At 65.7% G+C, this 23,232-nt stretch carries 33 protein-coding genes and 2 pseudogenes; 31 read left to right on the top strand and 4 right to left on the bottom strand.

Features of this window, described 5'->3' with window-relative positions; all coding sequences use genetic code 11:
* Nucleotides 1-20: 20 nt before the first annotated feature.
* The 10 genes and pseudogenes from ACSQ89_RS15840 to ACSQ89_RS15795 all read left to right on the top strand — a co-directional run.
* Complete coding sequence (locus ACSQ89_RS15840; RefSeq protein ID WP_436296258.1) at nt 21-935, top strand: hypothetical protein; 915 nt, start codon at nt 21-23, stop codon at nt 933-935.
* A 2-nt stretch (nt 936-937) separates the two neighbouring features.
* Nucleotides 938-1,153 (top strand): hypothetical protein, encoded by a 216-nt coding sequence (locus ACSQ89_RS15835; protein WP_436296257.1) that lies wholly within the window; start codon nt 938-940, stop codon nt 1,151-1,153.
* Entirely contained in the window at nt 1,150-1,374 is a 225-nt protein-coding gene (locus ACSQ89_RS15830) for a hypothetical protein (RefSeq protein ID WP_436296256.1), read from the top strand. Before ACSQ89_RS15835 ends, ACSQ89_RS15830 begins: the two co-directional genes overlap by 4 nt.
* Complete coding sequence (locus ACSQ89_RS15825; RefSeq protein ID WP_436296255.1) at nt 1,371-1,802, top strand: hypothetical protein; 432 nt, start codon at nt 1,371-1,373, stop codon at nt 1,800-1,802. The genes ACSQ89_RS15830 and ACSQ89_RS15825 overlap by 4 nt, the downstream gene beginning before the upstream one ends.
* On the top strand, nt 1,799-2,077 hold the full coding sequence (locus tag ACSQ89_RS15820) for a hypothetical protein (RefSeq protein WP_436296254.1): 279 nt from the start codon (nt 1,799-1,801) through the stop codon (nt 2,075-2,077). The genes ACSQ89_RS15825 and ACSQ89_RS15820 overlap by 4 nt, the downstream gene beginning before the upstream one ends.
* Nucleotides 2,074-2,406 (top strand): hypothetical protein, encoded by a 333-nt coding sequence (locus ACSQ89_RS15815; protein WP_436296253.1) that lies wholly within the window; start codon nt 2,074-2,076, stop codon nt 2,404-2,406. The genes ACSQ89_RS15820 and ACSQ89_RS15815 overlap by 4 nt, the downstream gene beginning before the upstream one ends.
* On the top strand, nt 2,403-2,759 hold the full coding sequence (locus ACSQ89_RS15810) for a hypothetical protein (protein ID WP_436296252.1): 357 nt from the start codon (nt 2,403-2,405) through the stop codon (nt 2,757-2,759). Before ACSQ89_RS15815 ends, ACSQ89_RS15810 begins: the two co-directional genes overlap by 4 nt.
* 109 nt (nt 2,760-2,868) lie before the next feature.
* Nucleotides 2,869-3,351, top strand: coding sequence for a recombination protein NinB (locus ACSQ89_RS15805; RefSeq protein WP_436296251.1), 483 nt, complete (start codon nt 2,869-2,871; stop codon nt 3,349-3,351).
* The gene (locus ACSQ89_RS15800) at nt 3,351-3,653 is read left to right on the top strand and encodes a hypothetical protein (RefSeq protein ID WP_436296250.1); all 303 of its coding nucleotides are present in this window, start codon (nt 3,351-3,353) and stop codon (nt 3,651-3,653) included. The genes ACSQ89_RS15805 and ACSQ89_RS15800 overlap by 1 nt, the downstream gene beginning before the upstream one ends.
* Nucleotides 3,628-3,888 (top strand): annotated as a pseudogene (locus ACSQ89_RS15795) (hypothetical protein); the annotation flags it as partial. The gene ACSQ89_RS15800 and the pseudogene ACSQ89_RS15795, both read left to right, overlap by 26 nt.
* A 49-nt stretch (nt 3,889-3,937) precedes the next feature.
* Here the strand turns inward: ACSQ89_RS15795 and ACSQ89_RS15790 are convergent.
* Together ACSQ89_RS15790 and ACSQ89_RS15785 are read right to left on the bottom strand one after the other, a co-directional pair.
* Nucleotides 3,938-4,091 (bottom strand): annotated as a pseudogene (locus tag ACSQ89_RS15790) (DUF72 domain-containing protein); the annotation flags it as partial.
* Between the two features lie 8 nt (nt 4,092-4,099).
* Nucleotides 4,100-4,411, bottom strand: a complete 312-nt coding sequence (locus tag ACSQ89_RS15785; RefSeq protein WP_436296249.1) for a hypothetical protein — start codon at nt 4,409-4,411, stop codon at nt 4,100-4,102.
* Between the two features lie 327 nt (nt 4,412-4,738).
* On the opposite strand from ACSQ89_RS15785, the gene ACSQ89_RS15780 reads away from it, so the two are divergent.
* Together ACSQ89_RS15780 and ACSQ89_RS15775 are read left to right on the top strand one after the other, a co-directional pair.
* A complete protein-coding gene (locus ACSQ89_RS15780) occupies nt 4,739-5,167 on the top strand; it encodes a hypothetical protein (protein WP_436296248.1) in 429 nt (142 codons plus the stop codon).
* A gap of 62 nt (nt 5,168-5,229) precedes the next feature.
* Nucleotides 5,230-5,973: an EAL domain-containing protein gene (locus ACSQ89_RS15775; RefSeq protein WP_436296247.1), complete on the top strand. Its 744-nt coding sequence runs from the start codon at nt 5,230-5,232 to the stop codon at nt 5,971-5,973.
* Here ACSQ89_RS15775 and ACSQ89_RS15770 read toward each other — a convergent pair.
* Entirely contained in the window at nt 5,917-6,336 is a 420-nt protein-coding gene (locus ACSQ89_RS15770) for a hypothetical protein (protein WP_436296246.1), read from the bottom strand. The two genes, ACSQ89_RS15775 and ACSQ89_RS15770, sit on opposite strands and share 57 nt — an antisense overlap.
* A 414-nt stretch (nt 6,337-6,750) precedes the next feature.
* Between ACSQ89_RS15770 and ACSQ89_RS15765 the strand changes: the two genes are divergently transcribed.
* The 10 genes from ACSQ89_RS15765 to ACSQ89_RS15720 are packed head-to-tail and all read left to right on the top strand — an operon-like array spanning nt 6,751 to nt 14,833.
* The gene (locus tag ACSQ89_RS15765; protein WP_436296245.1) at nt 6,751-7,272 is read left to right on the top strand and encodes a hypothetical protein; all 522 of its coding nucleotides are present in this window, start codon (nt 6,751-6,753) and stop codon (nt 7,270-7,272) included.
* Nucleotides 7,265-8,737, top strand: a complete 1,473-nt coding sequence (locus ACSQ89_RS15760) for a terminase large subunit domain-containing protein (RefSeq protein ID WP_436296244.1) — start codon at nt 7,265-7,267, stop codon at nt 8,735-8,737. The genes ACSQ89_RS15765 and ACSQ89_RS15760 overlap by 8 nt, the downstream gene beginning before the upstream one ends.
* A gap of 19 nt (nt 8,738-8,756) precedes the next feature.
* On the top strand, nt 8,757-8,981 hold the full coding sequence (locus ACSQ89_RS15755) for a hypothetical protein (protein ID WP_436296243.1): 225 nt from the start codon (nt 8,757-8,759) through the stop codon (nt 8,979-8,981).
* A 19-nt stretch (nt 8,982-9,000) separates the two neighbouring features.
* A complete protein-coding gene (locus tag ACSQ89_RS15750; protein WP_436296242.1) occupies nt 9,001-9,489 on the top strand; it encodes a hypothetical protein in 489 nt (162 codons plus the stop codon).
* Nucleotides 9,489-11,879: a portal protein gene (locus tag ACSQ89_RS15745; RefSeq protein ID WP_436296241.1), complete on the top strand. Its 2,391-nt coding sequence runs from the start codon at nt 9,489-9,491 to the stop codon at nt 11,877-11,879. The genes ACSQ89_RS15750 and ACSQ89_RS15745 overlap by 1 nt, the downstream gene beginning before the upstream one ends.
* A gap of 20 nt (nt 11,880-11,899) precedes the next feature.
* Nucleotides 11,900-12,631, top strand: coding sequence for a DUF2829 domain-containing protein (locus tag ACSQ89_RS15740; RefSeq protein WP_436296240.1), 732 nt, complete (start codon nt 11,900-11,902; stop codon nt 12,629-12,631).
* Between the two features lie 23 nt (nt 12,632-12,654).
* Complete coding sequence (locus tag ACSQ89_RS15735) at nt 12,655-13,395, top strand: Gp49 family protein (RefSeq protein WP_436296239.1); 741 nt, start codon at nt 12,655-12,657, stop codon at nt 13,393-13,395.
* A complete protein-coding gene (locus ACSQ89_RS15730; RefSeq protein ID WP_436296238.1) occupies nt 13,392-13,607 on the top strand; it encodes a hypothetical protein in 216 nt (71 codons plus the stop codon). Before ACSQ89_RS15735 ends, ACSQ89_RS15730 begins: the two co-directional genes overlap by 4 nt.
* Nucleotides 13,608-13,649: 42 nt before the next feature.
* Nucleotides 13,650-14,624, top strand: coding sequence for a hypothetical protein (locus ACSQ89_RS15725; protein WP_436296237.1), 975 nt, complete (start codon nt 13,650-13,652; stop codon nt 14,622-14,624).
* Complete coding sequence (locus ACSQ89_RS15720; RefSeq protein ID WP_436296236.1) at nt 14,621-14,833, top strand: hypothetical protein; 213 nt, start codon at nt 14,621-14,623, stop codon at nt 14,831-14,833. Before ACSQ89_RS15725 ends, ACSQ89_RS15720 begins: the two co-directional genes overlap by 4 nt.
* A gap of 1,176 nt (nt 14,834-16,009) precedes the next feature.
* Here ACSQ89_RS15720 and ACSQ89_RS15715 read toward each other — a convergent pair.
* Entirely contained in the window at nt 16,010-16,735 is a 726-nt protein-coding gene (locus ACSQ89_RS15715) for a TIGR02391 family protein (protein WP_436296235.1), read from the bottom strand.
* 264 nt (nt 16,736-16,999) lie between these two features.
* Here ACSQ89_RS15715 and ACSQ89_RS15710 point away from each other — a divergent pair, with 264 nt between their 5' ends.
* The 9 genes from ACSQ89_RS15710 to ACSQ89_RS15670 all read left to right on the top strand — a co-directional run bounded on the left by ACSQ89_RS15710 (nt 17,000) and on the right by ACSQ89_RS15670 (nt 23,232).
* The gene (locus ACSQ89_RS15710) at nt 17,000-17,275 is read left to right on the top strand and encodes a hypothetical protein (RefSeq protein ID WP_436296234.1); all 276 of its coding nucleotides are present in this window, start codon (nt 17,000-17,002) and stop codon (nt 17,273-17,275) included.
* 181 nt (nt 17,276-17,456) lie between these two features.
* A complete protein-coding gene (locus ACSQ89_RS15705; protein ID WP_436296233.1) occupies nt 17,457-18,581 on the top strand; it encodes a N4-gp56 family major capsid protein in 1,125 nt (374 codons plus the stop codon).
* 77 nt (nt 18,582-18,658) lie between these two features.
* Nucleotides 18,659-19,108 (top strand): hypothetical protein, encoded by a 450-nt coding sequence (locus tag ACSQ89_RS15700; protein WP_436296232.1) that lies wholly within the window; start codon nt 18,659-18,661, stop codon nt 19,106-19,108.
* A gap of 89 nt (nt 19,109-19,197) precedes the next feature.
* The gene (locus ACSQ89_RS15695) at nt 19,198-19,929 is read left to right on the top strand and encodes a hypothetical protein (protein WP_436296231.1); all 732 of its coding nucleotides are present in this window, start codon (nt 19,198-19,200) and stop codon (nt 19,927-19,929) included.
* Nucleotides 19,930-19,933: 4 nt separating this feature from the next.
* A complete protein-coding gene (locus ACSQ89_RS15690) occupies nt 19,934-20,560 on the top strand; it encodes a phage adaptor protein (RefSeq protein WP_436296230.1) in 627 nt (208 codons plus the stop codon).
* Nucleotides 20,557-21,120: a hypothetical protein gene (locus tag ACSQ89_RS15685; RefSeq protein WP_436296229.1), complete on the top strand. Its 564-nt coding sequence runs from the start codon at nt 20,557-20,559 to the stop codon at nt 21,118-21,120. Before ACSQ89_RS15690 ends, ACSQ89_RS15685 begins: the two co-directional genes overlap by 4 nt.
* A 21-nt stretch (nt 21,121-21,141) precedes the next feature.
* Entirely contained in the window at nt 21,142-21,579 is a 438-nt protein-coding gene (locus ACSQ89_RS15680) for a phage tail fiber protein (RefSeq protein WP_436296228.1), read from the top strand.
* Between the two features lie 10 nt (nt 21,580-21,589).
* On the top strand, nt 21,590-22,921 hold the full coding sequence (locus tag ACSQ89_RS15675; RefSeq protein WP_436296227.1) for a hypothetical protein: 1,332 nt from the start codon (nt 21,590-21,592) through the stop codon (nt 22,919-22,921).
* An 11-nt stretch (nt 22,922-22,932) separates the two neighbouring features.
* Nucleotides 22,933-23,232 (top strand): phage fiber-tail adaptor protein, encoded by a 300-nt coding sequence (locus ACSQ89_RS15670; RefSeq protein WP_436296226.1) that lies wholly within the window; start codon nt 22,933-22,935, stop codon nt 23,230-23,232.

Genomic DNA, 23,232 nt, shown 5'->3' with positions numbered 1-23,232 from the left:
CAGTTCCATATCCCGCAGACGTGCGCGCCAAGGGCTGGCGCTTCGAGCTCGACCACGAGCGCATCGAGCAGTCGGACACGTGGGCGCTCGCGCCTCCCGAGCTGCGGCCGTGGCTGCTGATGCTGTGGCTGACCGCGTGGAAGCAGAGCCCGTGCGGCTCGCTGCCCGACGGCGATGACCTGATCGCCGCGCGCATCGGGATGCCGCTCAAGGCCTTCCAGAAGAACCGCGCCGTGCTGCGCCGTGGCTGGTGGCTTGCCGAGGACGGCAGGCTCTATCACGACACCATCATCAGCTTCGTGGTCGACATGATGACGCGCCGCCGCAAGGAGTCCGACCGCAAGGCGCTGGCCCGTGCAAAGACTCTCTCGGATTCCCCCGCCAATCCAGCCGGAGTCCCGCCGTTGTCCCACGGGACAGGCAAGGGACTCCACCCTGAATCCAGCACCGGAACCGGAACCGGAACCAGTACCCAAGTAGATACCCCCCCACCAGATGTTCGCGCGGAGCTGGTGGGGGTTGACGGGCAAAGCCCGACGAAAGCGGGAGCCATCTGCCGCGCCATCAAGGCCAAGGGCGTTGCCGACGTGAACCCGTCCAACCCGACCTTGCTGGCCTACATCGCCCAGGGCGTTCCCCTTGAGGTCTTCGAGGCCGCGGCGCAGACCTGCATCGATGCCAAGCCGCCGAAGGGCATGGCCTACCTGTTGGGCATCGTCAAGCGCCAGCTCGGCGAGGCAGCCGCGATCGCCTCCGGCGTCGGCATGCCCGAGAAGCCGTGGGACGAGAACCGCTCGACGATCGAGGCCAAGGGCGTTGAGCTCGGCCTGGGCAAGTGGGACGAGCACGACCTGAGCGCGAACCGCGAGACGTTCCTGGCCTACACGGCGCGCGTGCGCACTGCCGTCGAAGCCAGGGCAGGGGAGCCGGCGTGACCATGGCCCTCCTTGCCGCGCAGTTGCTGCACTCGCAGCGCCTCACCCACATGGCCGCATGCGCGGAGCGCGAGTTGCATCAGCGCGGCTTCGCCACCTATCGACCCGTGCTCAAGCAGATCGAGGACATCCGCGCGGAGGCCCGCGAGCTCGCCGGCAACTTCGCTGCCTTCGTCGACTATCACCCCGCGGCCAACGATGAGCCGCCATCACCATGACCATCGAAGTCCTAGCCCACTTCCCCCGCGTGAAGCGGGTACCGGTGCAGCTCAACCGCGAGCGCGCGCACCAGATCCTCGACGGCATGACGCGCGGCAAGTACGTCTCGCGCATCATGGTCGACCACTGTCTCCGCGCGACCGGCGACCTGCCGCCCGAGGCCTCCAAGCCGTTCACGCCGCAGCAGCGCCGCTACGCCAACTACGGGCGGACGGCATGAAGCGACAGCAACGAGGCATCAGCCTGATCGAGCGCGCTGTGATCGAGAAGGAGGTCCGCGCAACGTTCACGTCGGCGCAGTTCCACGCGCTGGCCGGCGACAACAGCAAGGAGATGGTCAACAAGGCCGGGCGCATCTTCTTCGTGGTGCTGGGCGCCGCGATCGCCGATGGCCTGGACGCCGACCTGCCCGACATCCGGATCTTGCGCGGCGCCTGCAATGCGATGTACGACCAGGCCGGCGAGACGCTCATCCCGCAGGAGCGCCGCGCGTCAATCGTGTCGGGCCTGATGGCGTGCGAGCGGCTGCTGCGCGAGCTCGACTACGACAGCGTGGTGAAGGAGGCCTACAAGCTGCACGGGCTGCTCAAGACGAGCCATGTGAACTGGCACCACTTCCAGCACCTTCTCTCCGCGGTGGCCGCATGAAGCAGGACGACCGCATTGCCGCCGTGGTGCCAGAGGGCGACAACGGCATCACCGCGCGCGAGGCCGCAACCCTGGCCGGCTTGCCTCCGGACGCCGCACAGAAGGCCATCCAGCGCCTGCTCACTGCCGGCCGCGTGCGCCGTCAGATCCCGCCGAGCTATCCGGCGCGCTACCTGCGCAACCGGGCGCCGGCGCTCGAGGCCTACGTGCCCACCACCACCGTGCAGCACGCGATGCGCACGGTGCCCAACTCCGTCTTCGCGCTCGCCAGATGATCGAGAATCACCCGAAGGACGCACACGGGAACCTGCAGATGTTCCCGGGGGCGCCGGCGCCCGACCAGCGTGCGCACTACGCCGCCACGCTGCAGCACCTGGTGCGCTTCGCCGAGCTCGACGCCGCCTATGCGCGCTGGCGCGCCCGGCAGATGTCGATGAGCGATCCGGAGTGGTTCGCCGCACTGCCTGACGCGCTCGACGCGGAGCTGGGCGCCAGGGGCGTGCGCATCCCCGGCGCCTACGTCGACCCCCGCTCCAAGTTGCCCGCGCTGCCGAAGGGCCCGCGCGGGCTGCCCAAGCACCGCTTCTTCCACGACGCCCTATGACCCTGCACCTTTCGGTCCCCCTCAAGCTCGGCAACGGGCAGAACGATCGCGAGCACTTCCGCGCGCGGCACCGCCGCGTGAAGGCCGAGCGCGATGCCGTGCAGTGGCAGCTCAACGGCAAGACACCGCCCCGCGGACCGGTGCGCGTGCTGCTCGTGCGTGTGTCGCCGCCGTCGGCCACCGGCTGGAAGGGCCTGGACGCACACGACAACCTGCGCGCATCCATGAAGGCGCCGGTCGACCAAGTGGCGCAGTGGCTCGGCCGCGACGATGCGGACCCGAGCATCACATGGGAGTACGGCCAGCGGGAAGGGGAGTGGGGGATGGAGCTTCACGTGGTGCCCCTGCCATGAAGGCGCTGGTGTTCTGTTGCCTCTACGGGGCGCTCTTCCTGGGCGCCTACACCGCCGCCAAGGTGAACCAGGCGCGCAGGCGCGCCGCCAACGCAAAACGGAAAGCACGATGAGAACGTTCACCATCACCCACGGCCGGCAATTCGAGGATCTGGCTCGATCGCTGCTGCCTTCGGTCATCGAAGAGACCCGCGACGGCGGCAAGGTCGAGCTGACCGTCAAGCGGCGCCGCGACACGAAGAGCCGGCTGCAGGAAGAGAAGTACCACGCCATGATCGGCGACATCGCCATGCAGGTCCGCATTAACGGCCGGGTTCTGCTGGCCGGCTCGTGGAAGCGCCTGCTCATCAACGCCTTCAAGCACGACACCCGGGACGACGACGACCTGCGCGAGCACTGGCTGAAGTTCGGTGATGACCTCGAGCTGCTGCCGGCGCTCAACAACGATGGCTATGTGGCGGTGGGGGAGCAAAGCCGCCGCTTCACCATGCCGCTGGGCAGCGCCTTCATCGAGTGGCTGTATGCCTTCGGCGCGGAGCATGACGTGCGCTGGTCGACGCCGAAGGCCTGGGGCCAGCGGCCGGAGCGCTGATGCAGTCGAAGAACAAGAAGGCTCCCGCCGTCGCCGAGAAGCTCCACATCGAGCGCGTGAAGCGCCTGCCGTGCTCGCTGTGCGATGCCCCGCCGCCGAGCGAGGCGCACGAGGTCAAGCAGGGCCAGTGGTTCACCAGCATCGGTCTCTGCCCCGACTGCCACCGCGGCGACCACAACGGCCTGCATGGGCGCCGGCACATGTGGCTCATCATGAAGATGGACGAAACCGACGCCCTGGCGGTGACCATCCGGCGCCTGATGGACGCGGCCAACGATGCCGCGCCAAAGTGGTCACCATGAATTTGGCGTAGAGACCAGGCGCTCATCTATGGCAAGCACACCCTGGCATACCACCGTTCGACCCCCCGACCGCCACGAGTTCCCGGCTAGATCCGGCCGCTGCCGTGGTATCCGTCCACGGTGTCGCGCGCTGGCGCGTGTCGTGAAGGTGTTTGGCGCTGCGCACCCGCACCACGCTTACCTGTTTGCCAATCGCCGGGCCAATCGCATGAAGGTCCTCGTGCAAGATGGCATCGGCATCTGGCTGTTCGCGCGTCGGCTGCACCAGGGCCGATTCCTCTGGGCGGAATACCGTCGTAGCTCGAATCGACCTCGACCAACGGAAGATCGAGGAGTAATAGCGTAGCCGCGCCTCGCGCTTGGCTCCTTCGGGTAGAAGCGCCCGCAGTCGATCAGCGTCTTGTCGGTCCAGGATGCTGTGCCGACGAGGATGGCCATGGCTGTACTTAGTCGGGAATGCTCTGAAGCTCGGCAAGGGTCGCACGAAGCTTGCCGAGCCCCTGCACCGCCGCTGCAAACTCGCCTGCCTCGACGCCTTGCTGGCTTAAGGACTCCAAGACAAACCGCTCGAAAGCATTTCCCAACTCGCCTTCGAGCATCTCATGATCTTCGAGGATGACATTCCCGAGCAGCAGGAGTTCGGCCAACGCTCGTGCTGGCCGGCGGTGCGACCGCTTGAAGTCAGCTCTCAGAGCCGTGATTTCATCACTCGTGACGGTCATGGTCGGCAGAGCTCCTCTGATGCTCAGGAAACTCATTCTGCAGGCTTCTCTACTCAGCTCAACCTACGGCTTGAGCCGCTCGATGACCCGCCTCTGCGGGAGTCGGGGCGATCTGAAGACTTTGGACTTCATGCCGGCATGCGGCCCTACCAGCATGCGCGCTGACCATGGCTGACTTCGCCAAAAACCCACGTTTTCGTTGTAGGACCGAACCCCCAATGCAGATGCGCCGCCCATCACAGCCGTACGATAAGGCCCAAGAGGCCCTGAAGGGGCGCTTCGCAGAATCCTGGGAGTACTAGCGGTTGCCGTGGACCCGATCAACGGCTCGCGACTCCCTTGACGAACAAGGGTAAGGAACTCATGGCCACATCCTCGAGCTCGCTCAATTTGTTGGCAAAGGCGGTAGATACCATTGAGCAGGCGGCCCACGATATTTTGGACAGCGAGCCCGATGTACCGTTCACTGCATCGACCGATCTGCTTTCTCTTAGCCCGAATGAAGCAGAGCGCATCCGCAGCAAGGAGGAGGCAAGCTATCGGACACGGCCCACGCTGTCGGCCATCCATTTCTGCCTGACCTCATCCATGGCAATGCTTGCCATTTGCCAGTCACTGATCGAGCAACCACCGACCCAGTCGCCGCGCGAACGCGAACGGCGGTGGAAGCAGCTGGCCTCTGATGCCAAGACGGCAGGTCGCACCGCCTACCGCGCGGCGCTCGTTCTTTCAGATCCTGCTGCGAATGAGGGCCCCGGGGGTCAAGGTGGTGCGTCCCCTAATGGCACATAGGCTATGCCGAGGTCCGAAACCCCGCGCCGCTCTTCGCGGCCACGCCAAGAGTCCGGTGCCCGGTGAAATCGGAAAGCATTAACGACGTCGCCGTTGACGGCGTCGGGCCGGCCTTCACGATGGCATTCCAGCCGATCGTGGACGTCGAGCGGCGGGAAGTATTCGCGCATGAGGCGCTCGTGCGAGGTGTTCACGGCGAAGGAGCGCTCCAGGTGCTCGGCAGTGTAGAGGCGCGTCATCGGTTTGCCTTCCACGAGGCATGCCGCGTGAAGGCAATCGAAATGGCGTCGATGCTCGGCATGCAATCCAGGCTGAGCCTCAACGTTGCTCCCAACGACGTTGCGGGGCCCACGGAGTGTTTTCATACCGCCATTCGCACGGCCGAGCGGGTCCGCTTTCCCATCGATCGCCTGATACTTGAGCTCACTGAAGGCGAACCCGTCGCCGATCTGCCCGCGCTGGCCGCGACTTTCCGAGCTTTCCAAAACTTCGGGTTCGCCTCTGCCATCGATGACTTCGGTGCTGCTTATGCAAGCTTTGAACTGCTGGCTGCTCTTCAACCGGACATCGTCAAGCTTGATAGGAGCTTTGTTCGAGACATCCATCTCAGCGCCGTGCGGTTCACCATCGTGAAGGGGGTCGTTGCGATATGCGACGAGCTTCGGATCAAGGTGATCGCAGAAGGCGTGGAAACTCCGGAAGAGGTCCAGGTGCTTCGCGGGCTCGGCGTGAGGCTGTTCCAAGGCTTCTTATTTGCCCGCCCCGGCATTGGCATGCTGCCGACTGTTGCCTGGAATGCGGCCTGACCAGACGCCCCTTCGGGGGCGTCTGTCGTTCACCGCCTCGTTGAAGTCACCCACCATCGCGTAGATCCGCTCGGCGATCCGCCGTCCCGTGCTGTTCCTGATCCTGTCCAGGGTGTTGTCCAGCGCTGGCTTCCACACATCCCCATTGGGGCCGAACATTGGACCGCGCCTAGTCAGGGCGAGAAGTATCCCCGACCACTCTTCGCGAATGCTGGGCGGCACCTCGTCTTCGGACAGCATGCGCAGATACCGGTGCGCGCCGCGCAGGCGATCGCGAACGTCTCCTTCCCCAACGGCGAGGCGGTAAAGCGCCGCGTGCAACTTCTCGCGGCATCGTTTGTAGTGGAGCACGGGCGGGAGCATCGTCGTCTTCCTTGCATCTGGTAGGTGGCGCGCACTGTACCCCGACCCCCCTTGCAACCCGCATCGCCGATTGCTGCAATCAGCCTGCGTTTTGCGAGTTGTCTCCTGTGATGTGCCGGCCGACCGGGCATCACCTTCACCCACCGGCTAATCCCCGGTGGGCTTTCTTTGCCACAGAAGAAACCGTCCCCCGCTCAAACCGAGAAAAAGGCACTGCCCCAGCCGAAGGGCAAGCCATCCCCCAAGAAGCCTGTCACCCCCGCCAAGAAGAGCCGCAAAGCCAAGGCACCAGCACCGGCACCAGCCACGCCACCAGCCACGAAGTGGCGAGTGGCGTCCCCACAGCCAGCAGCCTCTGCGGAGCCGCAGCAGACCCCCGAAGTTCCAGGAAAGCCGGAACCAGGGCGGGCTCTGATGGTCATTCCGCAGCCCGAGCCGCTGTCGCCGTGGGCGCAGTTCAAGGCTGACATGCCGGCCAGCTACGACGACTTCATCACCTTCATCGTCAAGGGCGGGCACATGGCCGCTTTCTGCGACGAGAGGGGGATCAACTACACGACGCTTTTGGGGTTCGTGAACGCCGACCCGTCCCGTTCTGAGATGTACGCGCACGCGCGCGAGGCTCGGGCGGACGTGATCGCGGACGAAATCATCGCCATCAGCGACGAGGCGGAAGTGGTCGCGGTGACGCGGGGCAACCGGGTTGAGCTCGTGCTCGATGCGACTGCCGTGGCCCGCAACAAGCTGCGCGTGGACGCCCGGAAGTGGACCGCCTCGAAGCTCAAGCCGCGCATCTACGGGGACAAGATCGAGCTGGGCGGCACGGTCAACCACAAGACCATGAGCGACGAGCAACTCATCGAGCGCCTGGCCGCGTTCGGTGTGCACGTGACCAGCGTCACGCCGCAGCAGCAGGGGCCGAGCGACGATGCTTAGCCTGGCCGCTCCGACGCCGCAGCGCGGCGTATTCGACCTCACGACGCTGACGCCCGACCAGCGCCTGCAGCTCACCGGCCTGATCGATGAGCTCGAGCGCCGGCGCAAGACGCGCCTGATTGAAACGATGTTTCCGGACACGGGCCCGCTTCGCCGCGAGCTCTACCCGCGACACCTCGAGTTCTTCCTGTCGGGCGCGATCAACGATGAGCGCGTCTTCATGGCCGGTAACCGCGTCGGCAAGACCGTTGCGGCCGGCACCGAGCTCTCCTATCACCTGACGGGCAGGTATCCGCACTGGTGGCGCGGCCGCCGCTTCACCCGGGCAATCCGCGCCCTGGCCAGCGGCGACACGCACGACACCACGCGGGACATCATTCAGGACAAGATGCTCGGCGGCACGACCGACGAGACGCTCTACGGCACCGGCCTGATCCCCGGGGATTGCATCGTCGGCTGGACGAAGCGCATGGGCGTGCCTGGCGCCGTCGAGAAGATCACCGTCAAGCACGTCAGCGGCGAGAACAGCGAGCTCTGGCTGCGCAGCTACGTGCAGGGCCGCAAGATCTTCCAGGGCTTCGAGCTCGACGTGTTCTGGCCGGACGAAGAGTGCCCGGAGGACGTGTACGAAGAGGGGCAGGTCCGCCTGTTGACCACGGGCGGCATTTCCATGCTGACCTTCACGCCGCTGAACGGGCTCACGACGCTCGTTCAGGCGCTGACCAGCAACGACCCCGACAAGCCGGCCATCAGCCGCGACGTGATCCAGTGCGGGTGGGACGACGTGCCCCACCTTTCGGAGGTAGCGAAGGCCAAGCTGCTGTCGAAGCTCATGCCCCACCAGCGGGACGCGCGCACGAAGGGCATTCCCGCGCTCGGATCTGGCGCCATCTACCCGGTGCCCGAGTCCGACATCGTGATTCCGGACATGGTGCTGCCGGACTACTGGCCTCGAGCGTATGGCTTCGACGTGGGCTGGAACCGCACGGCAGCCATTTGGGGTGCGCTCAACCGCGAGGCGGACGTGCTGTACCTCTACAGCGAGCACTACCGTGCCCACGCCGAGCCCAGCGTGCACGTGGCCGGCATCAAGGCACGTGGCGACTGGATCCACGGCGCCATCGACCCCGCAAGCCGCGGCCGGCAGCAGAAGGACGGCGAGCAACTCTTCCAGTCGTATACCGACCTGGGCCTGCACATCGCGATGGCCGACAACGGCGTCGAGTCAGGCCTCTACGACGTTTGGGAGCGCATGTCAACCGGCCGGCTGAAGGTGTTCCAGTCCTGCCGGAATTGGATCGACGAATACCGGATCTACCGCCGCGACGACAAGGGCCGGATCGTCAAAGAGCGCGACCACTTGATGGACGCAACCCGCTACCTCGTGAAGACGGGCGTGCAGCTCGCTCGCGTGAAGCCGCGCCCGCGCGATGCCATGCGCAGCGGCTCATGGAGGACGGCGTGACCCCCAGGAAGCCGATGACATGACCGTGAACTACTTCGAGCAACACCTCCGCGGCGAGCCCGCCGTGACCCCTCCCAGCTTTGCAGAGCGCCCCGTCGTGCTGCGCCTGCCCATGCCGCCTATCCCGGTCGACGCGGAGCAGCGCCGGCACGAGGCCAACGAGCAGGAGCAGCGCCGCCGCGAAGCCCTCGCGTGGAAGCTGACCCACAACCGCCTCTTCCCCGGCTGGGCACTGCCCGTTTGACCACCAAGGAGTGCACCACATGAGCGACGTTTCCCTTCTCGGCCCGCGCGGCACGCCCTATGTCGACCTGAGCGGCCAGCGCGCCTGGCGCCAGTACACCAAGGGCGACATGGTGTGCAGCCTGCAGTGGCTCGACCTGCAAGCCCATGACCCCAACTTCCCCGAGGACGGGCCCATCCCCTGCATGGTGCTGCACCACGCCTTCCGGCGCCTCGAGGTGGGCGCGCACGTGATCCCGCAGCGCTACGCCTACCTGTACGGCGCCCGGGACGGAAAGCCCACCTTCCACTTCTTCCGCGGCGTCTGCGATGCCTGCGAAACGCTGGGCTTCGACAAGAACGACCGCCAAGCCCAGCACCGAATGATGGATCTGGTCATCGAGGCCATGCCCGACCTGATCCTCATGCCGCTCGAGCAGCCCCCCGCGCTCGAAATCAAGCGCCACCGCCTCGGTATCGAGGTCACGGCGCGCAACAACGGCAAGACGCTGCACAGCGAGGTCATCTGATGTTTGACGATCTTTCCAGCACCGTCTCCGCTCCCCCCGCCGAAGGCCAAGCCCGCGGCGAGGGCGACAGCCTCACCCAGTCGATAAAGGCCGCGAGCCCGCAGGACGGCACGCCCGACGCCGGCTCGCAGCACCGCCACCACGTGCTCATGGACCTGCTGGAGTACGAAGCGGAGCGCCAGGCTGAAGAGCGCATCCAGATGCAGATCGATGAGGACTACTACGACCATCTGCAGTGGCGCCCGGAGGACGCACGCGCGCTCATGGACCGCGGTCAGGCGCCGCTCGTGTTCAACGAAGCCCGGCAGACCATCGACTGGATTTCCGGCACCGAGAAGCGCATGCGCAAGGACTACAAGGTGCTGCCGCGCGAGCAGGACGACGAGCAGGGCGCCGAGCTGAAAACCAAGCTCATCAAGTTCACCGACGACGCCAACCTCACGCAGTGGCACCACTCGAAGTGCTTCAAGCAGGCCTCCACTGCTGGCCTGTCGTGGATGGAAGAGGGCATCAACCCGGACCCCGAGCAGGAAATCATCTACTCGGGCATGGAGGACTGGCGCAACGTCTACCGCGATAGCCACAGCCGCAACATCGACATGAACGTGGATGCGCGCTACCTGTTCCGGCGCCGCGTCATCGACCTCGACTATGCGATTGCGCTGTTGCCCAAGCACGAGGCCCATCTCCGCGCCATGGCCGGCCGCATGGACGAGGACCAGGAGGGCGATGACATCTGGTACATGGGCCGCAAGCTCACCGGCGCCAGCGAGACGGAGTGGGCGGGCGAGAACCTGAACGGCTTCGGTGATCGCGCGGCCTACATGGCGCGCAACGGCTACTTCGACTATGCGCGCCGGCGCAGCGTTGAGCTGCTCGAGTGCTGGTACAAGGTGCCCCAGCGCGTCAAGGTGTTCGCCGCGACCAAGCTCCAGGGCAAGGTCGTGAACCCGGCCGACCCGACTCACGCGCAGGCGCTGCAGGACAACACGCCGATCTACGAGGCGGTCAAGATGCGCATGCGCGTGATGATCGCCACGAAGGCGGCGCCGCTGATCGACATGGCGAGCCCCTTCCGGCACGGCCGCTTCCTGCTGGTGCCCGTGTATGCCTACCGCCGCGCGCGCGATGGCCTCGCCTACGGGCCGATGCGCGGCATGCGCGACATTCAGGACGACCTGAACAAGCGCCGCTCGAAGGCGCTGTATGCCCTGAGCTCCAACCGCATCGTCATGGACCACGGCGCGGTGGACGACATCGAGGACGTGCGCGTGGAGGCGGCGCGACCCGACGGCATCATCGTCAAGAACGTCGGCAAGGATCTGAAATTCGAGAAGCCGGTGGGCGACTACCAGGGCAATCTCGAGCTGGCGGCGCAGGACAGCCAACTGCTGCGCAACGTAGGCGGCGTGACCAACGAGAACCTGGGCCAGGACACCAACGCGCAGTCCGGCAAGGCCATCGGCCTGAAGCAGGACCAGGGCAGCCTCACCACCGGCGAGCTCTTCGACAACTACCTGCTGGCGAAGCGCCAGGCCGGCCGGCTGCGCCTCTCGCATATCGAGCAGTTCTACACCGAAGAGAAGGCCATCCGCATCGTGGGCACGCGCAAGCCCATCGAGTGGCTGACCATCAACCGCTTCGACCCCGGCACCGGCCAGATCCTCGACGACGTGACCGCGCGCGAGGCGGACTTCCACATCGACACGCAGGACTACCGCGCATCGATGGCGCAGGCCGCGCTCGAGCAGATGTTTGACCTACTCGGAAAGATCGCCCAGTTCGCGCCCCAGGTGGTGCTCAACGTGCTGGACCTGATCGTCGAAACGGCGGATCTGAAGGACAAAGACGAGTGGGTGGCGCGCATTCGCAAGCTCAATGGCCAGCGCGACCCGAGCAAGCCGCCGACGCCGGAAGAGAAGGCCATCGAAGAGGCCACGATCAAGAAGCAGCAGGAGCAGGAGCAGCTCGCCACCGACACGGCCAAGGCCACGCTCGGGAAGATCCAGGCCGATATCGACCTCGTGCGCGCGCAGATGAGCAAGATGGACGTCGAGAGCGTGCTCAAGCGCGTCGAGTCCATGTACAGCGCGCTGCAGGCCGCTCAGATCGTGGCCCAGGTGCCTGGCGTGGTGCCGGCAGCCGACGAAATCTCGAAGAGCGCAGGCCTCGAGGACAAGAACCCTGGCGGCATCCCTGCCTCGGAGGCCATGGCGAGCGCCATCACGCCCCCGCAGCTTCCCGCGCCCGGCCCGACCGACGGCGCACCACCCGACCCCATGGCCCCCAGCCCGCTCGAAGGCGCGCAGGGCGGCATGGAGACGCAGACCGGCGCCGACAACGCGCCCCCACCCGCAGCCATTGACCCGGCCGCACTTCCCCCGCAGTGACACCCGAAAGGCAAGACGCCATGAGCGAAAACAAGGTCATCATCCCCACCATCGGACGCCGTGTGTGGTTCCGACCGCCCACCAACTCGGCGCAAGCCGGCTTCGTGTGCATCGACGAGAGCCAGCCGATGGATGCGGGCATCGTGTTCGTGTGGAGCGAGCGCATGGTGAATCTCGACGTGACCGACCACGCCGGCAATCACCATGCGTTCACCAGCGTGGCCCTGCTGCAGGACGACGACGCCGTGCCCGCACACGGCCGCTACGCCCAGTGGATGCCTTACCAGAAGGGCCAAGCCTCGAAGCCGGACGACATCAAGGCGCTGGTAGCCACCGCTCTCGGCGAGCTGCTGAAGCCCGGCCCCATCGAGCTCATGCCGACCGCTGAGCTGCGCCCCGACGGGATCAGCACCATGTCACTCAGCATGCTGGGCTCTGCGCCGGGCAACCTGTACTGCGGCGACGGCACGGTGGACCGCCTTGGCGACCTCACTTTCGGCCGGGCGATCGCGCTGCTGAAGGCGGGGAAGCGCGTCACGCGCCTGGGCTGGAACGGCAAGGGCATGTTCGTCTACTACGTGCCGCCCGCGTCCTATCCGGTGCAGACCGGCGCCGCCAAGGAGCACTTCGGCGAGGGCTCGATGGTTCCCTACAACGCCTATCTCGCGATCAAGACGGTGGAGGGCCCGGTCAGCACCTGGGTGCCGGGCGTCAACGACTGCCTGGCTGAAGACTGGGTGGTGGTCCTGTGAGCGCGTACCGCAAGAAGGCCGTCGTGATCGCCGCAACCCAGTGGTTCAAGAACGGCGACCACCCCAGCGACTACGCCGATGACCAGCAGGGCCTCGAAGGAGGCGAACTGCGCACTTTCACCGGCGCCGAGCGCAAGGCCAACGGCTGGGAGGGCTCCGTGGTGCGCTACTTCCGGCACCCCGACGTGTCCGGCGAATCGGCGTGCAAGCACTGCGGCGTGCGCATGCACGAGCACGGCTGGATTGACACGCTGGAAGGCGGGCACATCGTCTGCCCTGGCGACTTCATCATCACGGGCGTGAAGGGCGAGCTGTACCCGTGCAAGCCGGACATCTTCGCCGCCACCTACGACCTCGAGCGCGCTCCCCAGCCCGTCACCGAGCAGGAGCTCGCCGCCAAGGCCGTCGCGCCGCGTGTCACCGCCCCAGGCCTGGATGCCGTGATCGTCGCGGAGTACTACTTCACGGCTGCCGACGGCGTGCATGGGGCCGATGAAGTGCCCTTGATCGATAACCACCCGCTTTGGCTACTGACATTCTGCGTGCTGGTGCTGAAGAACGGCTTCACCATCACCGGCCAGAGCGCGTGCGCCAGCCCGGCCAACTTCGACCCGGCCATCGGTCAGCGCCTGGCATACGCCAACGCGAAGGCGAAGATTTGGGATCTGGAGGGCTACCTCCTGAAGCAGCGCCTGCACGAGCAGGCCATCTCCGATCAAGCGCGCGTGGACATCGCCGCAAGCCAGTACGAGGACCGGCAGTGAAGTCGAGCCGCCTCTCCGTCATGCTGGCAGCGGCGGCGATTGCTGCCGTCGCTACCTCGAGCATGCAGCCCTCGGCTGGCTTCACCCGTGGCTCGCACACGACCCGGCGCCGCATCGACCCGGTGCAGCGCCACAAGCCGAGCAACGCCGACATCGCGCGCTGGAACGCAGAGGTCGACCGCCGCAAGGCCGAGCGCAAGGGCCGCGCATAGGTCGCGATGCCCCCATTCCCCCAATCAACATAGGAGCCCAAGATGGCGATTTCTGAAGATGACCTCCGCGGCCTGAGCGCCGTCGAACGTGAAACCCTGCTGGCTGCCGAGGCCGACGACACCGACGGCGATATCGCCCGCGAGCTCGGCCAGCCCGCGCCGCGCGACGACGCAGCGCCGGCCAAGGCCGCAGTGGTGCCCGGCGACGGCGTGGAAGATCCGGACGACGAGGCGGCTGCCGCGGCTGCTGCCGCCGCTCCGGCTGCTGCGCCGGCCACGCAGAAGGAGGGCGAGAAGCCCACTACCGAGCAGCCGACCGAGGAAGAGCTCGAGCCGGACGCACCCCCGCATCGCTCCACGCCGGCCGACATCGACGATCAGCGCAAGGCCCTGCGTGCCGAGAAGGCAGAGGCCATGCAGAAGTTGCTGGATGGCGAGACGACCCAGGCCGAGTACCAGGCAGTCGAAGACCGCGTGCAGGACAAGCTCGACGCCCTGCTGCGTGCCGAAGCTTCCGACCAAGCCGCCGTGAGCATCGACCGCGCCGGCATGATGCGCGACTACAACGCGGATCTGCGCGACACGCAGAAGGAGCTCAAGGCCGCGGGCCTCGACTGCAAGGGCGACGAGAAGCTCAAGAGCGAGTTCGACCGCGCCGTGCGCCTGTTCGCCCAGGAGGCGGAAGAGGATGGCCTCTCCGACGCGCCGGGCAACCTCGCGGCCAGCAAACGCGCGCTGGACGAGGCCAAGGCACTGATGCTGCGCCGTCACGGCAAGGCCGCTGCTGCAGCTCCTGCGCCGGCGCCGGCCGCAACGACCACGACGAAGGCCCCAGGACCGCGCCCGGCCCCCGATCGCTCGAAGCTCCCGCCGACCCTCGCCGCGGTGCCCGTGGCCGGCGATGCGCGCATCACCAGCGAGTTCGCCCACCTCGAGGGCATCACCGACCGAGCAGAGATGGAGCGCGCCCTGGCGAAGCTCACCCCTGAGCAGCAAGAGCGATACCTCGACGCATGAGCCGCATGTCGACCCTCATCCGCAACCTGCGCATCGGCGAGCACCTGTCCTTCGACAACGGGCGCATCGTGCTCGGCCTGGATGGCAATTCGCCGAAGACTGCCCGCCTGCGCCTCACGTTGGCCCAGGATGTGGTGGTTGACAAGCCGCGTGTGTCGGCCAACGATGAGCCGAGGGACGGGCTGTTGCCTTCGGCAGGTGCAACGTGAACGTCGGCTATCGAGATAGGGCGTAGGGCAGCTCTGGTCCCATTACGGTCTTTCGAGCTTGTTGAAACCAGACCTGCAACGTTTGAGCTGAGCCGACCCCGCCAGGCATGGCACCCTGGCGGACCGGTGCAACATGCTGACGCGCGCACCGGGCGGCCAGGGTGTCATGGTCTGACGCAGGAATGGGGTTCAAGACAACTCACCGCGTAACCTCGCAGCGCGAACGATTTCCAACAGCAAGTTACGGGCGACGTTACTTGCCGTCGATCCGCCGACCTGAGTAGATGCGCTATCGTACCCCGTGCTCACTGTTACCACCTTGGACGACACGGTGTACGACCCTGCATAGACCTTTCCGTCAACTTCGACGGAAACCTCTTGCGGCGGCGCTTGGGTTTTTGTTCGTCTCATGGGCAGCCTCAGTCTCGCGGGAGAAGGCCACTCTTCAGGCGTGGCGGGACAGGCACTTTCTTCTCGTTGAGCAGCGCAAGGAGCAGGGATTCGTGGTGCGGAGCCCATCCGTCATGGTTGCCTTTCCAGCAGGGATCGCACGCGAAAGCGCCACCGTACAGGAAAAGCTTGTGCCCTTCGTATCGATGTGGTCCGTGAAGATACTCGTGCCCGCAAACGTCGCACTTGAACTTCAGATATTCGGATGACATGGAACCTCTCACCTGGTGAATGATTGGGCCGGTATAAGGCCTGCGCCGGCGCTGCATCATTGCATATGCTGAATGCTTGGTCTTGGCCGGGTTCAGGCGATTGTGTGCCCCTTGTGGTTCGACTACGTAGTGTCGTCATCCATTTTGGGCCTGTAGTATTTGCCGCTCCCGGTTGCTCGCTCATAAGCATCCCATGCGAGTGCGTGTTCCTTCTTGTACCAGTGTGTGGCTAAGACGTAAGCCACGACTCCAACGCCCAACGCAATGAGCCAGGAGTTTGAGTAGAGATAGGCCGCCAGTGCAGCGAAGCTTGCAGTCGACCAGCCGAGAGATTCCGCGACGCCTAGTTTGGCATCAGCAATTTGGCAATTGGTCTCGAGTTCCGATTCCGTTGACATATTGAACCCTCTACCCCTAAGTGACGGCCCGGGAGCCTAGTGCGCGCGCCTCCAATGGCAGGCATCGACGGAATTCTGGCCGCATCTTGCCAGTTAGGACACGTTGAATCGGCCGCTCACGGACGTTGGCGGCGAGCGTCGACAATCGTCAGGAGGTGAGACGCCAGCAGAATCATCTCCCTTGCTTCTGCGGCCTCCAAGCCGACATGTCGGTGGCTCTGAGGGTTCTTGTAGCTGCCAAGCGCCCCCGTCATGAGGTTCATCAGTGCCTGCCGTTCTCCCGCTTCGGCTTGCAGGTCTGCGAGCTCTCCGTTCTGCGGATGAAATGCTCGCGCGGCCAAATTCGTGCCGATTAACTCCGCGCCCAGTCCTGCGGCGTCGCGGATGGCAATTTCTAGCAAGTGGAACGCTTCAAAAACCGCTAGGTCATAGCGCCCCTGAAGGAACAGGGGTAGCACATCCCTTATAAGGGCTGCGTGAAGAAAGTGTTGAGGAAGTTCCTGAGCAGCCAGCATTGACCGGACGTTCGCGTGGCCTCGGAGTTCTTCACCCTTTCGGGTTGAGATATACCAGTCGTTGTCCTGCTCAGGATGTCGGCAAATGAGCCAGCTCGACTCCAGCCACGACCACGCCTCAGCGCACGCGGCTGCAACTCCGCTGTTCTGGCCGTGCTCGTTCCCGTAGTCCCGGCTTGCCTGCATGCAAAAGTTGCGGCGGTTCCATTGACCGCGCTCCATTGGTCTGAGTGACAGAAGAACTTCCAACATGTACCCACCCAGGTCCGCTGGATGCAGTTGAAGTAGCGCGTGGGCATCAGGAACAAGCTGACGTAGCTGAGGCATTTGATGGTTCTGCGTCTTGATTTGAAGATTGGTCGCGAACAGGGCTGGTCCACCACTGGCAGCCCGTGGCCGCATTCTGCCGTAGCTCTTTGGCCTCCCGTCTTGGACCCTCACGGAGGGCGCTACGGTCGACAAACCGCGCGTGTCAGCCAACGACGAGCCGGACAAGCCCATACCGATGTTTCCCGCTATGTGAGTGCAAGGCCACCATTGGCGCCGCCATAATCGGCGCGCGCCGCTGGTGGCGCGCTCACAGGAGAAGACATGAAGAAGACGCTACTTGCCGCAGTGCTCGGCGTGATCGCCCTCGCGGGCTGCGGCACCACGGGCGTGCAGCCCATCGGCAACGGGATCTACATGAGCTCGAAGCTCGGCAGCATGCTCACGTACAACGGCGGGGAAGTGAAGGCCGACCTGTTCCGCGAGGCCGCGGAGTTCTGCGGCAAGCAGGGCAAGAAGGTCGATCCCGTGAGCTCGAGCTCGCAGGGCGCGGGCATCGGCACCTACGCATCCGCAGAGATTCAATTCCGCTGCGTGTAGCCGCGAAAGTGTTGCAGCGCCCCTCCGAGGGGTGTTGATTTCCGAGAAGTCTGTTATAGGCTTCTCGATGTCGGGCCCGCAGACGCATTGAGTCGGGAGCAGGCCCAGCCACTGGGGGTTGTCCCAGGTTTATGCGCAAGACGCGCTACCTACGCCGCAGAGTCGGCAAGGAGCGTGTCACGTGCGTACCTTGATCGGGGTCAACGACCCTCAAGCAGTCAAGAAGTGGGCCTCGTTGATGGCTGTCGCCATCAACAAAGCGTCCTACTGGTCCAAGAAGTTCGTCGGCGAAGGCAAGGATGCCCGCCTCCCCATCCAGCGCATTGACGACCTCGAGTCCGGCGCGGGTGATGAGGTCACGGTCGACCTGCTCATGCCCATGAACATGGAGCCGTTGGTGGGCGATGAAGTCCTCGACGGCAAAGAGCAGGCGCTGAAGTACTTCACCGACCGCCTGCGCATCGACCAAGTTCGCGGTGGTGCCGACCTCGGCTCGCGCATGACCAAGAAGCGCACCCTGCGCAACCTGCGCCAGGATGCCAAGCGCGTGTCCACCGACTGGTGGAAGCGCCTGCAGGACGAGCTCTACTTCATCTACCTTTCGGGCTCGCGCGGCACGGGCGGCGGCATGATCTGGAGCGCCGGCAACCCGATCTTCTCGGTGAACGCGCCGACCGCTCCGGACAGCATGCACCAGATGTACGGCGGCGCGGCCACGTCGAAGGCCTCGCTGGTTGTGGGTGACACCTTCAAGCTGCGCCTGATCGACAAGGCCGTGGCGAAGGCCGAGACGATGGGCGGCGACGGCTCCGACGAGCTCTCGATGATCCCGGTGTCGATCGAAGGTGGCGACCACTACATCGCCCTGATGCACACGTTCCAAGCGGACAGCATGCGTCAGGACGCTGGCACCGGTGGCTGGCTGGACATCCAGAAGGCCGCAGCGGCTGCCGAAGGCAAGAGCAACCCGATCTTCTCGGGCGCGCTCGGCATGTACAACGATGTCGTGCTGCACAAGCACCGCAACGTGATCCGCTTCAGCGACTACGGCGCTGGCTCCAACGTGAACGCGGCTCGTGCCCTGTTCCTGGGCTCGCAGGCTGCCCTCGTGGCCTTCGGCGACAACGAGACGGGCACCCGCTACCGCTGGACCGAGGAAACCAAGGACCACGGCAACTCCGTCGCCATCGGCACGCACTCGATCATGGGTGTGAAGAAGGCTACCTACAAGTCCAAGGACGGCGCGACTGTCCGCGACTTCGGTGTCATCGCGATGGACACCGCCAACGTCGACCCGAACCCCTGATGACCTGACACCCCCGCGCAAGCGGGGGTGTCGCATCGGCTCGACAGCCTCACCCCACCCATTTTCAGGAGCACAAGATGCCCAAGTTTCTTTCCGAAGTGCTGACCGGCAAGAAGTCGGTTCCGCAACCCGTCGACGCCTCGGTCATGCAAGTGGCCGTCACGCTCGTGATGCCCGCGGCCGCGCCCGTCGCCAACGACCTGCTCGAGCTGCTCGACCTGCCGCCTGGCGTGGATCTTGTCGACTTCGACATCTTCGCGCCGCAGCTCGACAGCAACGGCGCGCCGACCAACGCCTTTTCGCTCGGTAGCGAGAACGCTGGCGGCACCGACCTGGGTGTCGTCTACGAGGCCGGCCTGACCTTCGGCCGCGGCGCCAACGGCTCGGTTTCGCGCGCCTCGAGCGCCGCGCAGCTCGCCGCCGACAAGACCGTGGCTCGCCGCCTCGCTCTGAAGGTGACCACGGGCTTTGCGACCTACGCCGGCGCCGGCAAGACGGTGACCGTCGTCTTGCATCTGCGCGGATAAGCCGCACCGCCCCGGTTCGTGTGCAAGGGGGCCGCAGCGGTGTGGCCCCCTTTTTCTTGACCTCAACCCCCCCCACCCAGGACTGCAAGATGCAAATCCACGCCTACCGCCGCAACGACAAGGCCGTCGTCAATCTGTTCGGCGCTGACCTCACCTTCGTGCCCAACTCTGCCGGCCACGTGGTCGCGGAGGTCACCGACGACCGCGCCGTCGAGCGCCTGCTGTCGATCCACGAGGCCTACATCGAATACACCGGCGTGGGCGTGCCTGCACCGGCCCCGGCCGCGCCCGTGGCTGCCCCCGTGGTTGCTGCCGCGCCCGCCGTCCCGCCTGGTGGCAACGACGACGACGATGACGACACCGACAAGGAATTCGACAAGGTTCTGATCGGCTCGGAAGCGCTGCCGCCGACCTTCGACGTGCTGGGCACCGAGTACACGCAGGCCCAGGTGGTGGATCTGGCTTTCGCCCGCAGCGGCATGAACCGCGAAGAGTGGAACCTCAACGACGAGGACGACCGCGAGGCCCTGATCGAAGGCGAGGTCACGAAGCTCATCGTGGCTGCCGAGGAAGCAAAGGCCAAGGCCGAATCTGCGGCCGCGCCTGCTGCTGCCCCTGCTGCTGCGCCGGCACCGGCTCCCGAAGCCAATCCGCTGGTGCTGACGAACGGCGCCGGCGAGACGATCGACCTGGGCGCCATGAGCGGCCCGAAGGTGCGCGAGTTCGCCGAAGCGAACGGCATCGAGCTCCCCAAGGGCAACAGCGTGAAGGTGGGCGAGCTGCGCCTGCTGGTCGCGAAGGCTCTCACCGCCGCGGCCTGATGCGATGAAGGCCTCCCGCGTCATCACCCAGGCTCGCGTCCTGCTGAACGACCCCGACAAGGTGCGGTGGACGGACGCCGAGCTGCTGGGCTGGCTGAACGGAGGCCAGCTTCAGATCGTGGCCGTCCGGCCCGATGCGAAATCCTCGACCGTCGACCACACGCTGGTCGCGGGTGTCGAGCAGACGCTGGGCGCCATCGGCGTGCGCGTGCTCGACGTAATCCGCAACGTCGGCGGCCGCGCCATCACGCTGGTGCCGCGCGACCAGATGAACGAGTTCGACCCCGACTGGTACTCCGCGCGCCCTGGCCCCGCGATCAAGCACTACATGTTTGACGACAACGCGCCCAAGGCCTTCGAGGTCTATCCGCCTGCGACCGCGGGCATGAAGGTGCGCCTGCTGCAGTCCGTCGTGCCAACCGACTGCACGACCCTCGATTCCGACGTGGATCTGGTCAGCGCCGAGCTCTTCGAGAGCGCGCTGATCGACTTCGTGTGCTACCGCGCATGGGCTAAGGACGGCGACGTGGCACCGGACGCCGAGCGCGCGGCCAACGCGATCGCCACCTTCATGCACGCGCTCACCGGCAAGTCCGAATCCGACAAGGCCACGCGGCCCGCACGCAAATGAAAGCCTGGAGCAGCTTCCTGCGCGACGTGCGCCTCTCCGCGCCCGCCACGCCCGAGCCGATCGCCGAGCACGCTGTGCTGCGCGCCGCGCAAGAGTTCTGCCGCTACACGCGCGCGTGGGTGGTGGAGCTCGACCCGACCATCACCCAGGAGGGTGTGCGCGAGTACGACCTCGAGCTGGAGCAGGGCACCGAGCTCGTGCGCATCGAAAGCGCCACGTTCAACGGCGAGGACTACCCGGTGTGGCGCCCGGGTGAAGCGGCGACGTGCGATCGCTACCTCTTCACGCCCGACGCCCGCGCCATCGCGTTCACCAAGGCCGTCGGCGCCGGGCTGCCGCTGGTGGTGCGCTGCAGCGTGACGCCAGGCGAAACCGCCACTGGCCTCGATGACGTGCTCTTCGCGCGCTACGTGAAGGACATCGCGCTCGGCGCCGTGGCCGAGCTCACCAGCGACGACGCCAAGCGGACCTCCTTCATGAACCGCATGGACCGCATCAAGACGGATCTGTGGCGCGGCAACGCGGCCATCCGCCCGCGCGCTCGAGCGCACCTTTTCTGACCACCACCAAGGGAGCTGCCCATGTCCTTCAACACCACTTTCGCGAATGACCTCTTGAAGCTCATCCTTCAGGCAGTGGCCATCGCCAACCTCGCGGACAACGCGGTCACGTCGCCGCTGACCTCGCTATACCTGGCGCTGCACACGGCCGACCCTGGCGCCGGTGGCACCCAGTCGACCAACGAAATCGCCTACACCGGCTACGCGCGGGTCGCGATCGTGCGCACGGCCGTGGGCTGGACCGTCACCAGCAACACCGCGAGCCCTGCCGCGAACATCGACTTCGGCGAGATGACCGCGGGCGCGGGCGGCACCGTCACGCACGTCTCGGTGGGCATCGCCTCGAGCGGCGCGACCAAGATCTTGCTGCGCGGCACCCTGACGCCGAACATCGTGGTTGCGAACGGCGTCACGCCGCGCGTGAAGTCGACCAGCGTCATCACGGTCCTGACCGCTTAAGGCCTGGGGCATGGCCGCTTCGGTCGCAGCGTATGCGAAGAGGGGACTTTCGGCCGTCGCGACGATCAACACGTCGGACGACCCGAAGAACACCACGACGGGTCAAACCTTCGCGGTGTGGATCTTCTATGGCAACTCGACCGATCCCACTTCTGTCACGGACAACTTCGGCAACACCTACGTCCAGAAGGTAAAGCGGCCCCGCGGCGGACCCTGCGCCTGGCTCTACGTGTGCGAGAACGGCACGGGGGGCACCGGCCACTACGTCACGGTCAACGTCGGCGGCGGGACCGAGTACCCCTCGATCCACTTCGGCGCCGTCAATGGCGTGCTCGCAGCGTCCTACGACCTGAGCAACGCTGTCGAGCGCACCGCTCAACCCTGGAACATTGACACGGGCGTCCCCGGCACGCTGGCCCAGCCGGATGAGATTGTTTTTACCTTCGTCGGTCACGACGGCGACGGCGGTGTCGACCCCTTCACCGAGACCACCGGCAACTTCACAGCGCTCGGGCAGATCAACGACAGCTCGAGCTTCTGGATCTCGGCCCTGGCGTATCGGCTGGTCAGTTCCACCGCAAATGTCGCCTCGCAGTGGACGAACACCTCCAGCAGTGGCAATGCAGCGCTCATCATCGTCGCGTTCAAAGCATCCGCAGGCGGCTCGATCGTGGAGGCGGATGCGACCATCACCGCGGCCGTCAGCGCGGCGATGGAGAGCGCGAAGCTGCTGGGTGGAGTGGGTGCCATCAGCGCGGACGGCACGCTGGCGGGTGATGGCGCCAAGATCCTGGGCGGCGACCTCGCCACGTCCTCGGGTCAGCTCACCGGCGATTTCATCGCCACCGCCGTATCGAGCGCGGTGGCCGCGGTCAGCGGCGGCGCGTCAACCGCCTTTGTGTCCGGCTCGATCCTCTCTGCAGTGTGGGCCGCGACCGCTGACCTGCAAGCCTCCTTCGAGTCCAACTCGATCGCCAGCTCTGAGGCGGATTTCAGCGTCGAAGCGGCCGCTGACGTGCTTTTCGATGGCGGCGCCGTGGGCTCGGCCGTTGGCGCGATCGGCGCCGGCGCAGACCTCGAGGCGATTTCGAGCGCCATCGTCTCGTCCGCCTTCGACATGGAAGCGGCCGCCGACACCGATGCGCTGGGCACGCTGGTCCTGTCCGCTGTCGCCACGGCTGTGCTCGAGCTCTTGCTGGATGGCGTGGGCGAAGCGGTGCAGCAGCCAGGCACCGGTGGCGCGCTCACCCCGGCCGCGCTGCTGCGAGTCATGCGGCGCCCGGCCACCAATCGAACGATGAACCGACCGGCCGGCTCGCGCGTGATGCGCCGCACCGGCTAAGGAGAGAGCACATGGCCATTCTTGGCAAGCAGCGCAAGCAGCCCGGCGAAACCTGGGACTACGACGTCGACTACTCTGACGACATGCCGGTGGGCGATCGCATCGTTGCTGCCAGCGCGGCGGTGCAGTGCATCACCGACCCGACGAACACCGCGCTCATCAGGGGCGCCGTGACCTTCACGGATCTGCGCGCGAAGGTGTGGCTGGCGGGCGGCACCAACGGGCACGACTACAAGGTCACCATCCACGCCAGCACAGAGGGCGAGCGGCAGCTAGAGGACGAATTCATCCTCAAGATCAAGGAGGACTGA

The organism is Variovorax sp. LjRoot175 (assembly GCF_964253805.1).
GTDB lineage: Bacteria > Pseudomonadota > Gammaproteobacteria > Burkholderiales > Burkholderiaceae_C > Variovorax.
The sequence above is the reverse complement of the archived record's forward strand: the minus strand, read 5'-3'. Positions and strand labels throughout refer to the sequence as shown.